Source organism: Aeromonas sp. s2, assembly GCF_040907935.1.
Classification (GTDB): domain Bacteria; phylum Pseudomonadota; class Gammaproteobacteria; order Enterobacterales; family Aeromonadaceae; genus Aeromonas; species Aeromonas dhakensis.
Genome location: NZ_JBFOCR010000016.1, coordinates 26912 through 45516 on the forward strand (window position 1 = coordinate 26912; position 18605 = coordinate 45516).

Consider the following 18605-nt stretch of genomic DNA (forward strand, 5'->3'; position numbering starts at 1 on the left):
ATGGAGGCCCCTATTCTAACCACCACAGGCGAGCGGGATCCAGCCAGGATCCTCACCTCTTTTGCAGCCTTGATCACTAACTGGCATAGTGGCACTCACCCTGAGGCGAGCCGAGGGCACGTAATGAAAGCCATTGGCCATCAACCGGTTATCCCATGCTGAATCTGCGCAATCTCGGCAAGAGCTTCGATAACGGCAGCGAACGGCTGCCGCTGTTTCACCACCTTGATCTGACCCTGGCGGCCGGCGAGATCACCCTGCTGCTGGGGCAGAGCGGCTGCGGCAAGTCGACCCTGCTGAACCTCATCGCCGGCCTCCTCCCCCCGGATGAGGGGGAGATCTGGCTGGGGGAGACCCGCCTCGACAACCAGTCGGCGGACGAGCGGGCCCGCCTGCGCGGCCGCCACTTCGGCATCGTCTATCAGGACTTCAACCTGCTGCCGACCCTGACCGTGGCCGAGAACCTCGCCCTGCCCCTTGCCATCAACCAGCTTGCTCGCGATGAGACACGCATTGACGGCCTGCTGGAACGCCTCGATCTGGCCCACAAGCGCCACGCCTGGCCGGAGCAGCTCTCCGGCGGCCAGCGCCAGCGGGTGGCGCTGGCCCGCGCCCTCATTCACCAGCCCCAGTGGCTGCTCGCCGACGAGCCCACCGGCAGCCTCGATGAACACAACGCCGAGCAGGTGATGGCGCTGATGATGGCGGCGGTGCGGGGCACCGGCGCCGGCCTCTTGCTGGTGAGCCACAACCCAGCCTACAGCGCCCTGGCAGATCGGGTGCTGCGCCTCGAAGGGGGCCAGCTGGTCGAGCTCAAGGGGCGCCGCCATGACTGACGCCCGCCACGGAGGGCTGTGATGTTGCCGCTGCCGCTCAAGGCGCTGCTGCGCCTCTATCGCGATCACCCCTGGCTGCTGTTGATGAGCCTGGTCGGGCTCACCCTGGGAGTCTCTTTGGTGGTGGCCATCGAGCTCTTGAACCACAGCGCCCGCACCAACTTCGTCGCCGCCCGCAGCCAGCTGGCGGGGGAAGCGAACTACCGGCTGGCGCCGGACGGCGGGCTGGACGAGCAGCTCTATGTGACGCTGGTGCGCAGCCAGCCGAACCTCGACGCCATGCCCCAGTTGCACGGCTGGCTGCAAGATGAGCAGGGGCGCAGTTTTCAGCTGCTGGGGATGGATCTGTTCAACCCCGGCCCCTTGCGCCGGCTGTTTGGCGCCGCGCCGGACAATAAGCCCACCTTCTCCCTCACCCGCGCCGACAGCATCTGGCTGGCCGCCCCCGAGGCCAAGCGCCTTGGCTGGCAAACAGGCCAGAGCCGGCGCTTCGTGCTGGGTGGCGGTGAAGGGGCGCAACCCCGCCCACTGGCCCTCACCCTGGCCGGCACCTTCGAGCCTGGCGCCGTGCCCATGGAGCGGCTGCTGGTGACGGACATCGGTCTCGCCCAGCCCCTGCTTGGCAAGGAAGGGCGGCTCGATCGCATCGTCTTCAAGCTCAGCGAGCAAGAGGCCACAGCCTTGCAGGCGGCCCTGCAATCCAATGCCCCTCATCAACCCCTCTGGCTTGAGCCCATCAGCCCGGCGCTCGATGCCAGTCAGCTCGGCGATGCGCTGGCCCTCAACCTCACGGCCCTCTCCCTGCTCGCCATGGCGGTGGGATTGTTTTTGGTGTTCAACGCCCAGCGCTTCGTGCAGAGCGTGCGCCGCCCCCAACTGGCCCAGCTCATTATCCTCGGCATGCCACCGCGCCGGCTGCTGCGCTGGCTGACCCTGGAGATCCTGATCCTCGCCAGCATCGGCACCCTGCTCGGGCTGCTGCTGGGGAGCCTGTTGGCCCTTGCCCTGATGGGGCAGCTCACCCAGGCGCTGGCCGATCTCTATGGCCCCAACCCCATCGATCTGCTGCGCCTCTCCCCCGCCAGCCTTGGCAAGGCGCTGGTGATTGGTCTTCTGGGGACGCTCGCCGCCAACCTGCCCGGCTGGTGGCAACTGCTGCGCCAATCCCCCCTAGAGCTGCGTGAAGGCAACAGCCGCCCGCCGGCTCACCCCTGGCAACGTCGGGGGCTCGCCATCGCCATCCTGCTGCTCTGCGCCCTGTGTCTATGGCGGCCAGAAACCGGGCTGGGCGGCGCCCTCTTCGTGGCCGGAGGCTGGCTGCTGGCCATGGCGCTCGCCCTGCCCGATGCCCTGCGTGGGGTGCTGGGGTGGCTGAGATCCCGCCCCGGCGGCCCCCTTACCGCCCGGCTCGGGGTGGCCGAAACCCTCTATCACCTGGATCGCACCGCCATCGCGGTGATGGCGCTGCAACTGGCCATCGCCGCGGCCATCGGCATCGGGGTCATGGTGTCGAGCTTTCGCTCGAGCGTGGAGATCTGGCTCGGCCAGCGCCTGGCCGCCGATCTCTACGTCACCGCCCCCAAGGGGGTGGCCGGCAGCAAGGGCGCCCTGAGCGAGCAGACCCTCAACACCATCCTGGCCGCGCCGGATGTGCGCGCCTCCTCCCGCCGCTCGGTGCACCCGGCCCGCTGGCAGGGGCAGCCCATCGAGTGGGCGCAGATGGACTTTATCCCCGAGCTCAAAGCCGCCTATCCGCTACTGACCGGGCACTGGCCCGCCGCCCCCGACGAGGTGCTGGCGAGCGAACCGCTGACAGTGCGCCTCGGGGTCAAGGTGGGCCAGCGCCTCGAGGTAAACGGCGAGCAGGGGCCACGCACGTTCACCGTCACCGGCGTCTATCAGGATTACGGCAGCGACAAGGGACAGATACTGCACGCCTTCGAAGGGGGCAAGGTGCAATCCCTGGCCCTCTTCAGCCAGCACGTTGATCGCCTCGCCGATCGCCTGCGGGCCCAGTTTGGCGAGCGGGTGAACCTGTTGCCCGCCCCCGCCATCCACGCCGCCGCCCTCAGGGTGTTCGACCAGACCTTCGTGGTGACCGAGCTATTGAAGTTGCTCATTCTGGGGATCGCCTTCGTCGGCATCGGCTCGGCCTTTATGGTGCTGGGGCTGGCTCGGCGCGGCGAGTTGCAGACCCTGCAGAGTCTTGGCCTGAGCCCCCGCCACTGCCGCCGGCTGCTGGTGTGGCAGGGGGCGGGATTGGGGCTGCTCACCGCGCTGTTGGCCCTGCCGGTGGGCTATGGCCTTGCCTGGGTGCTGATCGAGGTGGTCAACCCCCGCGCCTTCGGCTGGCGGCTGGCCTTCGAGGCCGCCCCCCTGCACGCCGTCACGGCGCTCCTGCTCGCCCCCGTCTGTGGCGCGCTTGCCTCCTGGTACGCCGCAAGGAGAGTGGTATGACATATCGGTTTGCGCACTGGCTCAGCCATGACTTGACGTTCCCATTGAGCACATACCTGTCACCGCCCTTGATTCAGCGCAGAGAAGCGCACAGAGCTGCCGCGAACCATCCCCTCTCCCTTCGGGAGAGGGCCAGGGTGAGGGGAATATTGTCCTCTTTACGGACCCTGTGGCTCGCAGCCCTCTTGATCCCGCTTGTTGCCATAAGCGGCCACGCGCAGGCCAACGATCTGGGGAGCATCCTTGGTGGCGGTAGCGATCACTTCAAAAAGGCCCTGCCGGGTCACTCCATCCGCCTGCCCGCGGATCACGGTGCCCACCCCAACTACCGCTCCGAGTGGTGGTATCTCACCGGCAACCTGAAAGACGAACAGGGGCGCGGCTACGGCATGCAGTGGACCCTGTTTCGCCAGGGTATCGAGCAAGCAATTAAGTCGGACAACCCCTGGCTCACTCCCCAGCTCTGGCTGGCCCAATTCGCCATCACGGATGTGAGCAAAAGCAGCCACCAGCAGGACGAGCGCACCAGCCGCCAGGGGCCGGGGCTCGCCGGTGCCAGCGGCGGTCAGTATTGGCTGAAAGACTGGGTGCTGGCCTCTCAAGGGGAAGCGCTCTTTCCCGCCACCCTCAAGGTGCAAAGCAAGGCGGGGGATCTTGATTTGCAGGTGAGTGCTGCCAAGCCGGCGGTGCTGCAGGGCAAACAGGGCTACAGCGAGAAGAGCCCGGGCAACGCCTCCTTCTACTACTCCTACCCACGCCTGACCATCAGCGGCACCTTGACCCTGGATGGCGAGACCCGCAACGTCGGCGGTGAGGGCTGGTTTGATCATGAGTGGAGCAGCTCGGTATTGGCCGAGTGGCAATCGGGCTGGGACTGGTTTTCGCTGCAATTTGAAGATGGCCGCGAGCTGATGCTGTTTCGCCTGCGCACCAAGGCAGGACGCTCTGAACCGGAGAACCGCTACGGCATCCTGATTGAACGGGACGGCAGCAGCCGGGTGCTGGATCCTGAGCAGATCCGCCTCACCCCCGGCAAAACCTGGCGCGGCCCCAAGGGGCAACCCTACCCCATCGAGTGGCAGCTGGCAGCCGCCGATATGAGGCTCACCATCCAGGCGCGCCAGCCCAATCAGGCCATGACGGGGCGCTTTGACTACTGGGAGGGGGCGGTGTCCGTCTCGGGAGACGCCAAGGGTGTCGGTTATCTGGAGATGACGGGGTATTGATCACCCAACCTCATACAGAAACGCATAAATCTGACCGCCGTCAAAAAAAAAAATTATTTCCACACATTAGAGTGTTTTTCACTCAACAGATAAACCTATTCTTGGTATCGTCCTCAAGTGGTCCCTTTCACAATATAGGTGTGCTCTTGAATGATTCAAATCCGCAACTATTGAATGTTAAATGTAAGGGGCAAGTACCCTGTACAGCGGCACTCTTACTTACCAATCCAGTCAAATTTAATACATTATCTATGTCGTAAACACGGAACTCTTACATGCCTGAGAATATTACTTTTAGGACACAGTTGATTGGTGGCGTAACTGAGTTCTGCCAAGAAAGTCAATTGCACTTCCTAAACAACGCTCTTCATTTGGTTGAATTGATAGTAATGCTGGCCCATTATAGAGAAGAAGGTGTAAGCTTATTTCCAAAGGTATATCTGACCAATAGCAAGCATCTTTTAACAGCTATGTTACCCGAAGGTGAAATTCTTAAAATAGGTACATCTAGACTGGATGCAACAGGTATAAATAGCGCGGTTAAAAAATGTGCTCCTTTGGCCACCAATGGCTGGCTTATATATATTGAGGCTTCCGAGCATTCTTTAGAATATGGAGTTTTCAAGGGTTCAGGAAATCCCATCTCCGTATTGGTTGATGATGTACTGATGACAGAAAGTGAGGGATTTATTGTCGTTAAGGCATCACAAGTCGCTGGTGATTGCGTTGAAATTCGCTCAAATCGTGGAGGTCTACACTTTATATTTCTAAATCATAGAAAAGAAAATAGCCCTCCACCACTTCAATATCTCGGCCAATTAATACGCGCCATTACTGAAAAAACACCTGAAGAGTACAAAGAACCAACAGTTAGTTTTCTAAATCGCCTATTTTTAAATGCACTAAGAGAATCACATGGTTGTATTATTGCCGTCACTAACATGTCCAAACCTCCAAGGTTCTTATCTGATGATGGTGTCATACTTGATACTCCAATAGATTTCACAAATCTTGTTTTTCGCTTAAAAAAAGGAATGATTCAAGCAAGCGACTTAGAAAGTAAAGGGCATTTACTTAAAGGTATGTTGAATTCAGATGGAATAATACTTTTTGATAATCGAGGTAGATTGCTCGGGTACAATTGTTTTGTAAAGGTCAATAATAAAGATAGTATAATAGGTGGTGCCAGAAAACGTGCTTTCGCAAGTTTGAAAGGGAAATTAGGGCGGGGCCTATCAGCAACATTTATACAGTCGCAAGATGGCTGGACTGATTTTGAGGGTACAAACAATGAATAATATCGTACTTTGGCAGCCTGATAGTGGCGAATTAATACCTGCATCAGCAAAAACACCATCAGATATTTCAAATTATGCAGCACAACTCAGCATAAGAGATAAAAGACAGATAATATCCGCATTCGAAGCTGGTCATTTCGAAATGGGAATAAACTATCTTTGGGGGAAAACTACTACTGCATTAAAAAAAGAACTATCCGCTGTTGGTATTGGGCTACTTGGAGAGATGCTAGGAAAAGCAGATGTCGATGAAGATGACGACATTGAAGATATAATAACAACGAAAGAATCTATCACCCTAGCGGAAGAGCTAGGGATAGTATCATCCACAGATGCTATGAGGCTCAAGCATACTCATGAGTTAATAACTCATTTCTCTCGCCTTGAAATTGAAGAAAGTAATTTCGAAGAGATTGATGAGTCTGAGGCAATTGCTTCACTTAAAGCATGCATAAAGGCAGTATTAGGTAGGCCTAAAGTAGAAGTTTCCAAAAAATTCGTTGAATTCAGAGAGGCATTAGAAGGTGAATCGTTAGTTGAAAGTGACCCTCGCGTAGATATGCTAAGAAGCTCTCCTTACTTTTTCAACAAATTAACCGTCAGCGTATTAATGAACGCAGCAAAAAAGAATACTGGAGCTAATCTAGAGCATGCTCTTGCAAATATTAACGTTCTAATTCCTGCTATATGGACAAAGCTACGAGAGTCCGAAAAATGGCAAGTTGGTCATGCGTATGCTGAAGCATTTTCGGATGGAAAAACAACTTCCGTTGGTGGTCTAAAAAGTGCTTTATTGAAGGTGAAAGGGTTTGACTATGTCCCGGAAAATCTGAGAAGCGATACGTTTATAAAAGCAGCAGAGGCAATTTTCAAAGCTCATGACGGTTTGAATAATTTTTATAATGAACCTGCTACTGTGAAAAATTTAGCAAAACTTGGTAGCACTATACCTACGCCTGCGCTGCCAACCTGTTTTAGTGCACTCTTGTGTGTGATTCTTGGCAATAGCTATGGCGTCTCATGGGCCGCAGCGTCGGAAGCTAATTCAATTTTGAAAAACTTATCCACTGACCGATGGGCCTATTATATAAATAATGTTCTTCCTAGCGACATAAGGATCCTGGGTAAATTAAGAGTAACTAAACCGTTGAATCAGTGGATGCGCATTGTTGATGAATACAAACTAGATTCATTAGAAATTAAGAATGTAACCGTGTCCCATTTATTGAAATCGTCTGCAGAAAAAAAAGAATCAAAGATTAACTCCGCTATAGGGAAGTTATTCGAAGAATATTACGGAAAAAACAAATGACATACTACTCTTGCTTATTTCAGAGTCCTGCACTCAGTTTTTTAAGCTGAATATTGTTAATTGTACCGACCTAGTAATCACCTAACACCGGCCTTAAGCCGGTGTTTTGTTAAAAACATTTAGCTTACTTCTATTTACAGTGCAAAACAGAAGAGCAGGAGCGATTAGATCTACTACAAAAACTTCAATATTCTGCCCTGCTCCATCAAATGGATGGAGTTTTGACCTCTGCCTAGATAAAAAATGCCAACAACTGCCGATTAAAGTGATCCGTCTACTCCACATTGCAGACATGGCTGCAGTTTTTTATGATCTCGAGCTAGCTGTAAGAATCGCAGGCCACCTGCTCGCGCATCAGGACAATAAAGATAGAGACGAAACTCTTGGGCCCCCTCCTTCTTGAGCCACCGCACCCTAATCTCCCTGCTGGCGCCATAAATTGAAGGGCAAGGTAAATGCACCGGCATAACGCTTACTACTCCCTTTCGCTCTCTGCCTTGATGGCGCCCAGTATCCGGCGCCGGATCAGGCCACTGACGGGGCGGATCAGATACCAGTAAGGTGCAAACTTGAGACGGCAGGCCAGATCCGGGCAGAACACCCTTGTCTGGGTGGTCAACCGGGTGGTGCCGTTTGGCTGGCTGCGGGCCGAAAACCCCAGGGCCAGCTTGGCGACGCCTGGCGCCGCAAAATCCAGATAAGTCTGGCTGTCCGTCATGGTCACCAAACCAAAGTCCGGCCGCCAGAACCGGCCGCAAGGCCGTAGAGCAGCGTGTTGTCGTCCTCACTGTCGAGCTGCACGAATCTGTGCAGGCCAAAGGGAGGCGGGCTGGCACACTGTTGGCGGCCGAGAAGATGTCCAAGGCGCATCGGCACTTCCCGCAGGCCGATCCGGTAGCGAAAGGCCGGATCCGCTTCCGGTCGATAATTGGCCGTCGCCTGGATGACGGTGTGCGGGTCGGCGGCAATGTCGCGAGCGTGCTCTTCACGGAAGTGATAGGCAGGCAGATAGTGGTTCAGCGGCGTCATCCATTCTTCCTTGCCATCATTCGTATCAGCATCGGCCCCTTTCATAGCTCGTAGCACCAGACAAGTCCCGTTTTTAAGCCACCTTGTTCACCCCATTGAAAACGGCAGGATAGTTATCCTGCCGTTTTTATTTTCCTATCTCGCCGCCTGATCCACCAGATAGAGGATGCTGTGATAGGGAATGCCAGCGTGCTGGCTCAGCCCCATTTCGCAGGTGCGGCTGTTGCTGAATCCCTGACGGCAATCGCTGGGCACCTGGGCGGGCAGGCTGGCGAGCGCGGCGGCATTGAGCTCCGGGGTCATCAGCCCCTTGTCGCCGGCAAAGCCGCAGCACTGGATATGCTCAGGGATTATCACCTCGCGGGCACAGGCGCGGGCCACCGCCAGCATGGTCTCCCCCAGTCCCATGCGCCGGCTGCTGCAGGTGATATGGAGCATGACGGTCTCATCGATGGGGGTCAGCTCAAGGTGGGGCAGCAGGTGTTCCAGCACAAAGGTAGCGGGCTCAAACACCCGAAGGCCCTTGCCGAGCGCCCCCGAGAGCAGCCGCTGCACGCAGGGGCTGGTGTCGAGCAGCACGGGCCAGCGCCCCTGCTGGCTTGCCTGCCACAGGGCCTCGGCCAGCTCACTGCGCTTGGCTTCCGCCACCTCGCTCATCCCCTTGCTGTCATAGGGCATGCCGCAGCAGAGCCCCTCAACTCTCGCCGGCACTATGACCCGGCAGCCCGCCTTCTTGAGGAGGGATAACACCACCTCCGGCAGTGACGGAGCTTCCTCCTGCTGGCCAAATACCCGGCTGGCGCACGACGGCAGATAGACCACGGCGCGATCCCCTCTAATGTCCTCGCCTGATCCGCCATGGCTCCCCTCCCCTGGCGGCCACTGGTAGCGGCTCGGCCCCGGCAGGGTCGGCAACCAGGCGGGTGTGCGCTGGCCGCTGATGTTGCGTGCCCCGTTCACCAGCCTTGCCAGCGCTTTTTCTCCCAACAGCTTGCCAGCAATGGCTTTGAGGCCGAGGGCCCCACGGGCCGTACGGGTAACGCCAGCGAAGTGATCGGCGCTCCAGCGGGCGATGGGCACGAAGCGCTGGTACTTGTCAGTGCGCAGCTTCTTGATGAGCGCTCCGGTGTTGATGCCGACCGGGCAGCGATCGGCGCACAGCCCGGTGGCGGCACAGGTTTCAATGCCCTGATAGTCAAACAGCCGGGCCAGCTGGTTGGAGGGCTCATCGGCACGATTGCGGCGGGCCAGTTCGCGGTAAAGCACGATGCGCTGGCGCGGCGACAGTGACAAGGTGCGCGAGGGGCAGACCGCCTCGCAAAAGCCGCATTCGATGCACGGATCGACGATGGCATCGCTCGCCGGCATGGGCTTGAGGTGGGCCAGGTGGGCCTTGGGGTCGTCGTTGATGATGACGCCGGGATTGAGCAGGTTATCGGGATCGATCAGCGCCTTGATGCGCCGCATCAGCGCCATCCCCTCCGGCCCCCATTCCAGCTCCACATAGGGGGCCATGTTGCGGCCGGTGCCGTGCTCGGCCTTGAGGGACCCGCCAAAACGCACGGCGACCAGCTCGGCCACCGCATCCATAAAGGCGCCGTAGCGGGCCACCTGGGCCGGATCGTCGAACCCCTGGGTAAAGACGAAGTGCAGGTTTCCCTCCAGCGCGTGGCCGAAGATGATGGCTTCACCGTATTCGAAGCGATCGAACAGTTGCTGCAACCCCGCCACCCCCTCTGCCAGACGTTCGATGGGAAAGGCGACATCCTCGATGATGACGGTGGTGCCTGTGGTGCGCACCGCCCCCACCGCTGGGAATAGCCCCTTGCGAATGGCCCACAGGCCGGCACTATCGGTGGTAAAGGGTACAGAGGCGACCTGAGCGAACTCGGCCGCCATGGCCGTCACCTGCTCGCAGCGATCCACCAGCTCCTCTTTCGATTCCCCATGCACCTCGACAAGCAGGGCGCAGGCAGCCAGATCCAGCGTCTTGATAAAGTCCGGCAGGCCGGGCTTGCCAGCCACCGAGCGCAGGGATCGCCCATCCATCAGCTCCACCGCCGCCACCGGCGCACTTTTCAGGCGCGAGGTGGCCAGACACGCCTGCTCGGCGTCCCGAAACACCAGCAGGGCCGAGGCCTTGTGGGAGTATTCCGGCACGGTATCGAGCACCACCTCGGCGATAAAGCCGAGGGTCCCCTCGGAGCCGATCATCAGGTGGGTGAGGATATCGACGGGGTCATCATGGTCGAGCAGGGCATTGATGGCGTAGCCGGTGGTGTTCTTGAGCCGGTACTTGTGGCGAATTTTGGCGGCAAGCTCGGTATTGGCCAGCACTTCGGCGCGCAGGGCGGCGAGCCCCGTGAGCAGCTCCGGGCGCCTGGCCGCAAAGGCGGCACGGCTGTGGGGATCACCGCTCTCCAGCACGGTGCCATCGGCCAGCAGCAGGGTCATGGCGTGCAAGGTGTGGTAGCTGTTGTGGGCGGTGCCGCAACACATGCCGCTCGCGTTGTTGGCGGCGATGCCGCCGAGCTTGCAGGCATTGATGGAGGCCGGATCCGGCCCAATCTTGCGCCCCAGAGGCGCCAGATAGCGGTTGGCATCGGCGCCGATCACCCCGGGTTGCAGGGCGATGCGGGCGCCCTCGTCCAGAATGCGGTGGCCACGCCAGCTGTCGGTCAGGGTGATGAGCACCGAATCGCTCAGGGCCTGGCCCGAGAGGCTGGTGCCGGCGGCGCGAAAGGTGCACGGCAGGCCCAATTCGCGGCACACCCCGAGCACGAAGCGCACTTCATCAAGGGAGTCGAGGCGCACGATGCGCTCTGGCACCAGCCGGTAGAAGCTGGCGTCCGTGCCGTGGGCGAGGCGCAAATCCGGGTCGCTCACCAGCCGCGCCGGCGGGATACGCGAGAGCACGGAGGCGTCAAATTCATTCCAGCGCATCAGCAATCCTCCACCAGCACCACCAAGAGGCGACTCGGGCCGTGGGCGCCGTAGGCCAGGGTCTGCTGGATGTCGGCGGTCTTGGAGGGGCCGGAGACCAGCAACAGATTGGTGGGCATGGCCTGCTGCCAGCGCCCGGCCGCCACCAGCCCCGCCAGGTTGTCGGCGATGGTGGAGGCCGCCAGCAGGGCGATATGGCAGGGGGGCACCAGAGAGAGGGTACGCGGCTCGCCGCCATCGGGCAGCAACACCAGCGTCCCGGTATCGGCGATGGCCCCCGCGCAGTGGGTGATGCCCGCCTGACAAACGTCGAACAGCTCGTCTTTCCAGCTCGCGAACTCGCCAGAGGGGGTCAGCACAGAGCGCCCGGCGCAGGCGGCCGCGACCGCCGCCTGCCAGCGGCCGCCCTGGCCACAGGCCAGATGCGTCACGCCTTCCCCATCCAGCCAAGTGGCCAGATCCCGGGCAAGATTTGCCTCCTTGACGGTGAGGATCTCGGCGTGGCTGGCGCTGATCCCGGCAACAAAACGCTCGCGCCGCGCGCCGTCATCAGCCCCGCGCCAAGGCTGCCAGCCATGGGGGGCGTGGGCAATGGGGGTGGCGGCGCCGCGCAGGCGGTTCAAGATAGCCTCTTTGCTCGACATCTCAGGACTCCTTCTTCTTCTGGCGCAGCAGGGCGTGCAGACTCTGGGGGGCGGGTTTGGGGGCCTCGCGGCACTGGGTCCAGGGGCCCAGATGTTTAGGCATCAAGCCCCGCAGGCGACCGGCCACCCCGGTCGCGGCGTGATAGAGGCGCGGGTGGGTGGCGGCAAAGGCAAAGCCCTGCATGGCAAGGGTCTCGAGCCGGCTCCTGGCCGCCCCCTGCCCCGCCAGCGGTTCGTGGCCGGGCTGTGCGTCGTGCTTGGCCTCCCGGCGCAAGCGCTGCAACAGGTCGGGAATGGGGATGCGCACCGGGCACACTTCGCCGCAGGCGCCGCACAGGCTCGAGGCGGTCACCAGATCGCTCGTGCTTTCCAGCCCCAGCAGATGGGGGGAGACTATCTTGCCGATGGGGCCCGGGTAGATGGTGCCGTAGGCGTGGCCGCCGATGCGGGTGTAGACCGGGCAGTGGTTCATGCAGGCGCCGCAGCGGATGCACTGCAGGGTCTTGCGCAGCTCTTCGTCCCGGTAAGCCTGGCTGCGACCGTTGTCGAGCAGTACCAGGTGAACCTCATCCGGGCCGTCCAGCTCCCCTGTCCGGCTCGGGCCGCTGATGACGTTGAAATAGGTGGTGATGGCCTGGCCGGTGGCCGAGCGGGTCAGGGCACTGTAGAGGGGCGGCACGTCGCTGAAATATTCCACCACCTTCTCAATGCCGGTGATGGCCACGTGGACCTTGGGCACAGTGGTGCACATGCGCCCGTTGCCCTCGTTTTCCACCAGACAGAGGCTGCCGGTCTCGGCCACCGCGAAGTTGACGCCGGAGAGCCCCATGCCGGCGCGGCGAAACTCTTCGCGCAGGGCCCGCCGCCCGGTCTGGATCAGGGCGTCCACATCGGTGGTGGGGGTGAAACCTTCCAGGTTGCTTGCGAAGGTGTCGCTCACCTCCTGCTTGTTCTTGTGGATGGCGGGCATGATGATGTGAGACGGGGTGTCGCCGTCGAGCTGGACGATAAACTCCCCCATGTCGCTCTCAAGACAGCGGATGCCGTGGCGCGCCATCTCGTGGTTGAAGCCCACCTCCTCGCTCACCATGGACTTGCCCTTGACGATGCTACTCACCCCGTGCTTTTGGGCGATGCCGAGAATGATGGCGTTGGCCTCGGCCGGCGTCTGGGCCCAGTGCACCCGGATGCCGTTGCGCTCGCAGTTGGTTTCGAGCTGCTCCAGCAGTTCCGGCAGGCGCGAGAGGCAGCGCTGGCGGATCTGCTCCGCCGCATCACGCACCGCCGCTTCTTCCTGCGGGTCGGCGAAGGCATCGCGACGCTTGCCGCGCAGGTAATCCATGGCGCCGCGAAAATTCTGGCGCAACACGGGGTCGGCCAGGGCCGCCTCGGCCTGGGGGTGGAAGCGGCGCGGCGAATACTTGGCGTGATCACTCATGATGGGCCTCCTGATTCTGCAGGGCATGAGCCCCTTGCTTGTCTGATACCGGCTCGCTATGGGCGAGCAGGAAGCTCGCCAGATGGGTGGCGGGGAGCGTCTTGCCCTGATACGCCAGGGATCCCTTGATGTTCAAGAGGCACCCCCAGTCCGCGCTCACCAGGGTGTCGGCGCCGGTGGCAAGCAGGTGGCGGGTCTTGTCCTCCACCATGGCCTGGCTGATGTGGGGGTGGCGCACCGAGAAGGTGCCGCCAAAGCCGCAGCACTCGCTCTCGTAAGCCTGTTCGTTCAGGGTGACGCCATCGAGCTGCCCCAGCAGGCTGCGGGCCGTGGTGTGCACCTGCATCTCGCGCCGGGCCGAGCAGGAGGTGTGCATGACGATGCTCGCCCTCCCCACCCCGTGCCAGCGCACCCGGCAGACCCGGGCCAGAAACTCGGTGAGCTCGAACACCAGATCGCAAAAATCGGCCACCTCGGGGCTCTCGGGGAAGAGGCGGCGGTAGTGGTGGTGCATCATGCCCCCGCAGGAGCCCGACAGCACCACCACCGGCCAGGGCTCGGGGAAGAGCGCCATCTGGCTTTGCGCCACCTTGCGCGCCTCCTCCTCATGACCCGAGGTGTAGGCCGGCTGCCCGCAGCAGGTCTGTTTCTCGACAAAGTGCACCCTTATCCCTTCCCGCTCGATCAGGGCGATGGCATCGAGCCCCGCCACCGGGTCGAACAGGTCCACCAGACAGGTGGCGTAGAGATAGACATCGGCCGGCTTGGCCGGGTAGACCCGCATTACCTTCATCACTTGCTCTCCTTTACTTCAACTGCAGCAGGACGTCCGAGATGTGGAAGCTGTACATGAGCGCCAGCCCGATAAGGCCGGTGGCCAGCAGGTAGTAGAGGGTCGGCAGCGCGGTCTTGCGCAGCGTCGCCCCCTCACGGCCGAGCAGCCCCACGGTGGCCGACGCCGCCACCACGTTGTGAATGGCAATCATGTTGCCGGCCGCTGCCCCCACGGCCTGCAGCGCCAGCATGGCGGCGGTGGAGACCCCCAGGGTCTGCGCCACTTCAAACTGGAACTGGCTGAACATCATGTTCGACACCGTGTTGGAGCCGGCGATAAAGGCCCCCAGCGCGCCGATGGTGGCGCTGAGCGCCGGGAAGAACTCCCCCACCAGCCCGGCGGCAAAGTTCGCCGTGGTTACCGGCATGCTGGCGAGATCCGCCCCGTTGACGCCGGAGTTGATGAAGATGCGCACCATGGGCACGGTGAAGATGAGCACGAAGCCGGCGCCGATCAGGGTGCGGCTCGACTCGCCCACGGCGCGGCCAAGGGGGGCCAGGGCGCGGGCCTGAATGAGGGTGGCGAGCAGGGCGCAGAGCACCAGCAGGCCCCCCGGCAGGTAGAGCGGCTCAATGGAGGCGCTGACCCCCTTCTCCCCCAGGAGATCGGTGAAGGCGAGGCTCACCGACAGGAGGCTAGCCTTGAATTCCGGGCTCACCCGGCTCGCCACCAGCAGGAGCGCCAGCGCCACATAGGGGAGCCAGGCCAGCAGCAGGGACATGGGGCGGCCGGCGGCCTCTTTGAGATCGAGCTTGAGGGATCCCAGCCACTCGGCAGGCCACTCATGCTCGGGGGCGAAATCCCAGGAGTTCTTGGGCACCAGAAAACCATGGCGCGCCGCCGTCACCACCAGGGCCAGCCCCACCAGGCCGCCGATAAGGGACGGGAACTCGGGGCCGAGCAGCATGCCGGTCAGGGCATAGGGCACGGTGAAGGCGAGCCCCGCGAAAATCGCGAAGGGCAGGATGGAGAGCCCCTCGGTCCAGCTTCGGTTGCGGCCGAAGAAGCGGGTCAGCATCATCACCATCAGCACCGGCATCAGGGTGCCGACGGTGGCGTGGATGAGGGCCACGTTGGTGGTCACCTGTTGCAGATAGATGTCCCAGCTGCTGCCGCCGGCGCTCAGGGTCTGGCCGATGGCCTGGTTATCCAGCCCCTTGTTGATCCCCACCAGGATGGGGGTGCCCACCGCGCCGAACGACACCGGAGTGGACTGGATCATCATGCCGAGCAACACGGCGGCGAGCGCCGGGAAGCCGATGGCCACCAGCAGGGGGGCGGCGATGGCGGCCGGGGTGCCAAAGCCCGAGGCTCCCTCGATAAAGGCACCGAAGCACCAGGCGATGATGATGGCCTGGATGCGCCGGTCCGGCGAGATGTTGGTGAAACCGCCGCGGATCGCCGTGATGGCACCTGTGTGTTTCAGGGTGTTGAGCATCAGGATGGCGCCGAACACGATCCAGAGCACGGTCACCGTGATGATGAGCCCCTGCAGGCTGGAGGCGAGCACCCGGGTCGGGCTCATCTGCCAGCCCCACAGGGCAATGAATACGGTCAGGAAAAAGGCGATGGGCATGGCGCGCTTGGCGGGCCAGTTGAGGCCGACCAGCAGCACGGCGGCCACCAGGATCGGCGAGAAGGCCACCAGGGCCAACAGGGTGTCTGTCATCATTGCGTCCTTGTCCGAGCGGTGCAGAGGCGCACCTTGTTGTTGTTTTGTTAAGCGGACGTGACCTTACCCTGTTCTTTTTTCGCGATATATGGAAATAATGAACAACATTCGTTCCAAAAATCGATAAATATGGCCAGTACCGACGACCTCATTCTCTTCGCCCAGGTGGTGGAGGCCGGCTCCTTCAGCAAGGTGGCCGAACAAAATTCCCTGACAAATTCAGTGGTTAGCAAACGGATCGGGCGTCTGGAAGAGGAGCTCGGGGTGCAGCTGCTCTACCGCACCACCCGCCGGCTCACCTTGAGCGAGGCGGGCAAGGAGCTCTATCAGGGTGCCAAAAATGTGAAGGCCGCCGCACTGGATGCCTTCGATGCTGTGGCGGGGTTTGGTGAAAAGGTGAGCGGTCATGTGCGGATGTCGGTGCCCACCATCTCCGGCGAGCTGCTGCTGGCCGACGCGGTGGCCGATTTTTGCCAGCAGCACCCGGGGCTCACGGTGGAGATGTCGCTGGAGAATCGCTTCGTCAACCTGGTGGAAGAGGGGTTCGACCTGGTCATTCGCACCGGCTATCTGGATGATTCGAGCCTGATTGCCCGCCACATCCTCGACTCCCAGTGGGTGATCTGCGCCGCGCCCGCCTACGTGCGCCGCTTCGGGACGCCGCGCGAGCCGTCGGATTTGCTCACCCACAACTGCCTGCGCTACGCCTACCAGAGTACGGGGGCCTCGGAGTGGGCCTTCAAGGGGGAACAGGGGGACTATCTGCTGTCGGTGTCGGGCAGCTTTTGCACCGACAACGCGGGGGCCCTGCGCAAGGCGGCGCTGGGGGGACGCGGCATCGTCTATGTGCCGCGCTGTCTGGTCTATCACGACCTGATGAACGGGGATCTGGTGGACTTGTTTCCGGACCGGGTGGGCAAGAAGCTCGGGATCTACGCCGTCTACCCCTTCACCCGCCAGCCGCCGCGCAAGATCAGGCTGCTGATCGAGCATATCCGCCAGCGCTACCTCGATATCGCTCACTACTTCGGCTGACGGGGGATGGCGCTCATCCCGGGCCCAAACGGGGGGCTTTTGTACCCGGGCGGCCGTGTTGCCTACCATAGCCTCCACTTCAGCGTGCTGGCTCAAGCCACCAGGGCCGCCTCAAGTCGGCGGTTGGCGCCGGCTCAGCCGGGTTGGGCGGTGAGAAAGGCCAGGGACTGGCGGTTGAAATGCTCGGGCCGCTCCACGTTGCAGACGTGGCCGCAGCCGTCGATGATCTCGAGCCGGCTGTAGGGGTCGCGCGCCACCTGCTCGCGCACCGGCGCCAGGAACATGTGATCCTCCTCCCCCATCACATAGAGGGTGGGAATGGGCAGAGCACGTTCCTTGAAATAACGCATAAGAGGGTTCACCTCGGTGGCGAGGCGAAACCAGCGCTTGAACTCTTTTTGGCACAATTTGCGCGCCTCGCGCACGAACAGGTTGCGCGACTCCTGATGGTGCTGGCGCGGCATGATGATGAAGGCAAACAGCCGGTAGAGCCACATGTAGGGCAGGATGTGCTGGCCAAGGCGGCCGAGCTGCACCAACACCCGCGAGCGGATGTCGAGGCGCAAAATGGCGCCGCCCAGCACCATGCTCTTGACCCGCTCGGGGCAAAGCTCCGCCAGATGGCGAATGAGGATGGTGCCAAGGGAGATGCCGACGAAGTGGGCGCGGCGAATGTTGAGGTGATCGAGCAGTTGCAGGATATCCTCGGTCACCGCCCGGAAGCTGTAGTGACCCTTGATCACCTGCTGCAGCTTGTGGGACTGGCCGTGGCCGCGCAAGTCCAGCAGCAGCACGTTGAAGTGTTCGCGATAGGCGCGCAGCTGCTTGAACCAGATGGAGGAGCTGCCGCCCGCCCCGTGTACGAATACTACCCAATCCCGCTCGGGACCCAGCTCGAAGGTCTTGTGATACAGCATCTTGCGACTCCCTCATCGACGGCATTGGGGTATAGTAGGCGCGCATCTTAGCAGATTTTTTCACCCGACTAATACGTTTGCACCGCAAGCAGCCAGGAGCATGACCATGGAGTTGACCCGTTTGAGATCCTTTCTGCTGACCCTGCCGGGCGCTCAGGAGGATACCCCCTTCGGCCCTGAGATCCTGGTCTATCGCATCGCCGGCAAGATGTTTGCCCTGCTGGACTGGCAGGCCGAGCCGCTGCGGCTGAACCTCAAGTGCGAACCCGAGCTGGCCCTGCTGCTGCGCGAACTCCACCCCGAGGTCAAACCGGGCTGGCATATGAACAAGCAACACTGGAACACGGTCACCTTCAGCGATGACCTGGCCGACGATCTCTGGCAGGGCTGGGTGCATCACTCCTACGAGCGGGTGGTGGCCGGTTTGCCCAAGGCCAAGCGCCCGCAGGCACCCCAGCGATGAGCCCCACCATGGCGGCAGAGCCCAGGCTCGTCCGGCTGAACGAGCAGCACATCCCCGCCCTTTGCACCCTGTTCGAGCAGTCGGTGCGAAGGATAGGCCCGCAGCACTACAGCCCGGAGCAGGTGGAGCAGTGGGCCCTCGGCGCCCATCATCCCGGCTTTGTCGGCCAGTTGCGTGAGCACCACGGCTGGGTGCTGGAGCAAAGCGGCGAGCCGCTCGGTTTCGTCACCCTCAGCCAGGATGGTCACCTCAGCCTGCTCTATGTGAGCGCCGATCACCCGCGCCTTGGCTATGGCGGCCTGCTGCTGGCCGCGGCCCTCGCCGAGGCGCAACGACTCGGACTCAAACAGCTGACGACGGAGGCCAGCGCCTTCAGCTATGGGCTATTTTTACGGTATGGCTTTGAGCTGACCGGATTGGAGAGCGTGGAGCGCGGCGGCGTCGGTTTTATCCGTTATCGCCTGCACTGTCGCTTGCCAAGCTAGGTCCAGCCACTAAAA

The 18605-nt window shown here is 61.3% G+C and carries 16 protein-coding genes; 8 read left to right on the forward strand and 8 right to left on the reverse strand.

The genetic code is table 11. The annotated features are described in order from the left end of the window. The first annotated feature begins 155 nt into the window (after positions 1 to 155). From AB5Y81_RS13520 to AB5Y81_RS13540, 5 genes are all read left to right on the forward strand, one after another. Positions 156 to 836: an ABC transporter ATP-binding protein gene (locus tag AB5Y81_RS13520; RefSeq protein WP_017784087.1), complete on the forward strand. Its 681-nt coding sequence runs from the start codon at positions 156 to 158 to the stop codon at positions 834 to 836. Positions 837 to 857: 21 nt separating this feature from the next. Then, positions 858 to 3293, forward strand: coding sequence for an ABC transporter permease (locus tag AB5Y81_RS13525; protein WP_368146693.1), 2436 nt, complete (start codon positions 858 to 860; stop codon positions 3291 to 3293). Positions 3294 to 3478: 185 nt separating this feature from the next. Continuing rightward, positions 3479 to 4519, forward strand: coding sequence for a lipocalin-like domain-containing protein (locus AB5Y81_RS13530; protein WP_368146696.1), 1041 nt, complete (start codon positions 3479 to 3481; stop codon positions 4517 to 4519). A 275-nt stretch (positions 4520 to 4794) separates the two neighbouring features. Continuing rightward, positions 4795 to 5817, forward strand: coding sequence for a hypothetical protein (locus AB5Y81_RS13535; protein WP_368146698.1), 1023 nt, complete (start codon positions 4795 to 4797; stop codon positions 5815 to 5817). After that, positions 5810 to 7129, forward strand: a complete 1320-nt coding sequence (locus tag AB5Y81_RS13540; protein ID WP_323966926.1) for a hypothetical protein — start codon at positions 5810 to 5812, stop codon at positions 7127 to 7129. Before AB5Y81_RS13535 ends, AB5Y81_RS13540 begins: the two co-directional genes overlap by 8 nt. 475 nt (positions 7130 to 7604) lie before the next feature. Here AB5Y81_RS13540 and AB5Y81_RS13545 read toward each other — a convergent pair whose 3' ends face one another. The 7 genes from AB5Y81_RS13545 to AB5Y81_RS13575 form a co-directional block, all read right to left on the reverse strand. After that, positions 7605 to 7847, reverse strand: a complete 243-nt coding sequence (locus AB5Y81_RS13545) for a hypothetical protein (protein ID WP_279484210.1) — start codon at positions 7845 to 7847, stop codon at positions 7605 to 7607. Positions 7848 to 7849: 2 nt separating this feature from the next. Then, the gene (locus tag AB5Y81_RS13550) at positions 7850 to 8203 is read right to left on the reverse strand and encodes a hypothetical protein (RefSeq protein ID WP_279484209.1); all 354 of its coding nucleotides are present in this window, start codon (positions 8201 to 8203) and stop codon (positions 7850 to 7852) included. Positions 8204 to 8293: 90 nt separating this feature from the next. Then, positions 8294 to 11101, reverse strand: a complete 2808-nt coding sequence (locus tag AB5Y81_RS13555) for an FAD-binding and (Fe-S)-binding domain-containing protein (RefSeq protein WP_368146700.1) — start codon at positions 11099 to 11101, stop codon at positions 8294 to 8296. Next, positions 11101 to 11745 (reverse strand): LUD domain-containing protein, encoded by a 645-nt coding sequence (locus tag AB5Y81_RS13560; protein WP_279484207.1) that lies wholly within the window; start codon positions 11743 to 11745, stop codon positions 11101 to 11103. The genes AB5Y81_RS13555 and AB5Y81_RS13560 overlap by 1 nt, the downstream gene beginning before the upstream one ends. Position 11746: 1 nt before the next feature. Then, positions 11747 to 13183 (reverse strand): LutB/LldF family L-lactate oxidation iron-sulfur protein, encoded by a 1437-nt coding sequence (locus tag AB5Y81_RS13565; RefSeq protein WP_279484206.1) that lies wholly within the window; start codon positions 13181 to 13183, stop codon positions 11747 to 11749. Next, positions 13176 to 13976 (reverse strand): (Fe-S)-binding protein, encoded by an 801-nt coding sequence (locus tag AB5Y81_RS13570; RefSeq protein ID WP_279485535.1) that lies wholly within the window; start codon positions 13974 to 13976, stop codon positions 13176 to 13178. Before AB5Y81_RS13570 ends, AB5Y81_RS13565 begins: the two co-directional genes overlap by 8 nt. Before the next feature lie 13 nt (positions 13977 to 13989). Then, positions 13990 to 15687 (reverse strand): L-lactate permease, encoded by a 1698-nt coding sequence (locus AB5Y81_RS13575; protein WP_279484205.1) that lies wholly within the window; start codon positions 15685 to 15687, stop codon positions 13990 to 13992. Positions 15688 to 15747: 60 nt separating this feature from the next. On the opposite strand from AB5Y81_RS13575, the gene AB5Y81_RS13580 reads away from it, so the two are divergent. Beyond that, positions 15748 to 16725 (forward strand): LysR family transcriptional regulator, encoded by a 978-nt coding sequence (locus AB5Y81_RS13580; protein WP_279484204.1) that lies wholly within the window; start codon positions 15748 to 15750, stop codon positions 16723 to 16725. A gap of 134 nt (positions 16726 to 16859) precedes the next feature. On the opposite strand, the gene AB5Y81_RS13585 is transcribed toward AB5Y81_RS13580, so the two are convergent. Further along, positions 16860 to 17642, reverse strand: a complete 783-nt coding sequence (locus tag AB5Y81_RS13585) for an alpha/beta fold hydrolase (protein ID WP_005302068.1) — start codon at positions 17640 to 17642, stop codon at positions 16860 to 16862. A 106-nt stretch (positions 17643 to 17748) separates the two neighbouring features. Between AB5Y81_RS13585 and AB5Y81_RS13590 the strand changes: the two genes are divergently transcribed. Together AB5Y81_RS13590 and AB5Y81_RS13595 are read left to right on the forward strand one after the other, a co-directional pair. Further along, positions 17749 to 18105 carry an MmcQ/YjbR family DNA-binding protein gene (locus AB5Y81_RS13590; RefSeq protein WP_005302071.1) on the forward strand — a complete coding sequence of 119 codons (357 nt, stop codon included), beginning with the start codon at positions 17749 to 17751 and terminating at the stop codon, positions 18103 to 18105. Next, entirely contained in the window at positions 18102 to 18590 is a 489-nt protein-coding gene (locus AB5Y81_RS13595; protein ID WP_279484203.1) for a GNAT family N-acetyltransferase, read from the forward strand. Before AB5Y81_RS13590 ends, AB5Y81_RS13595 begins: the two co-directional genes overlap by 4 nt. The last annotated feature ends 15 nt before the right edge of the window (positions 18591 to 18605 follow it).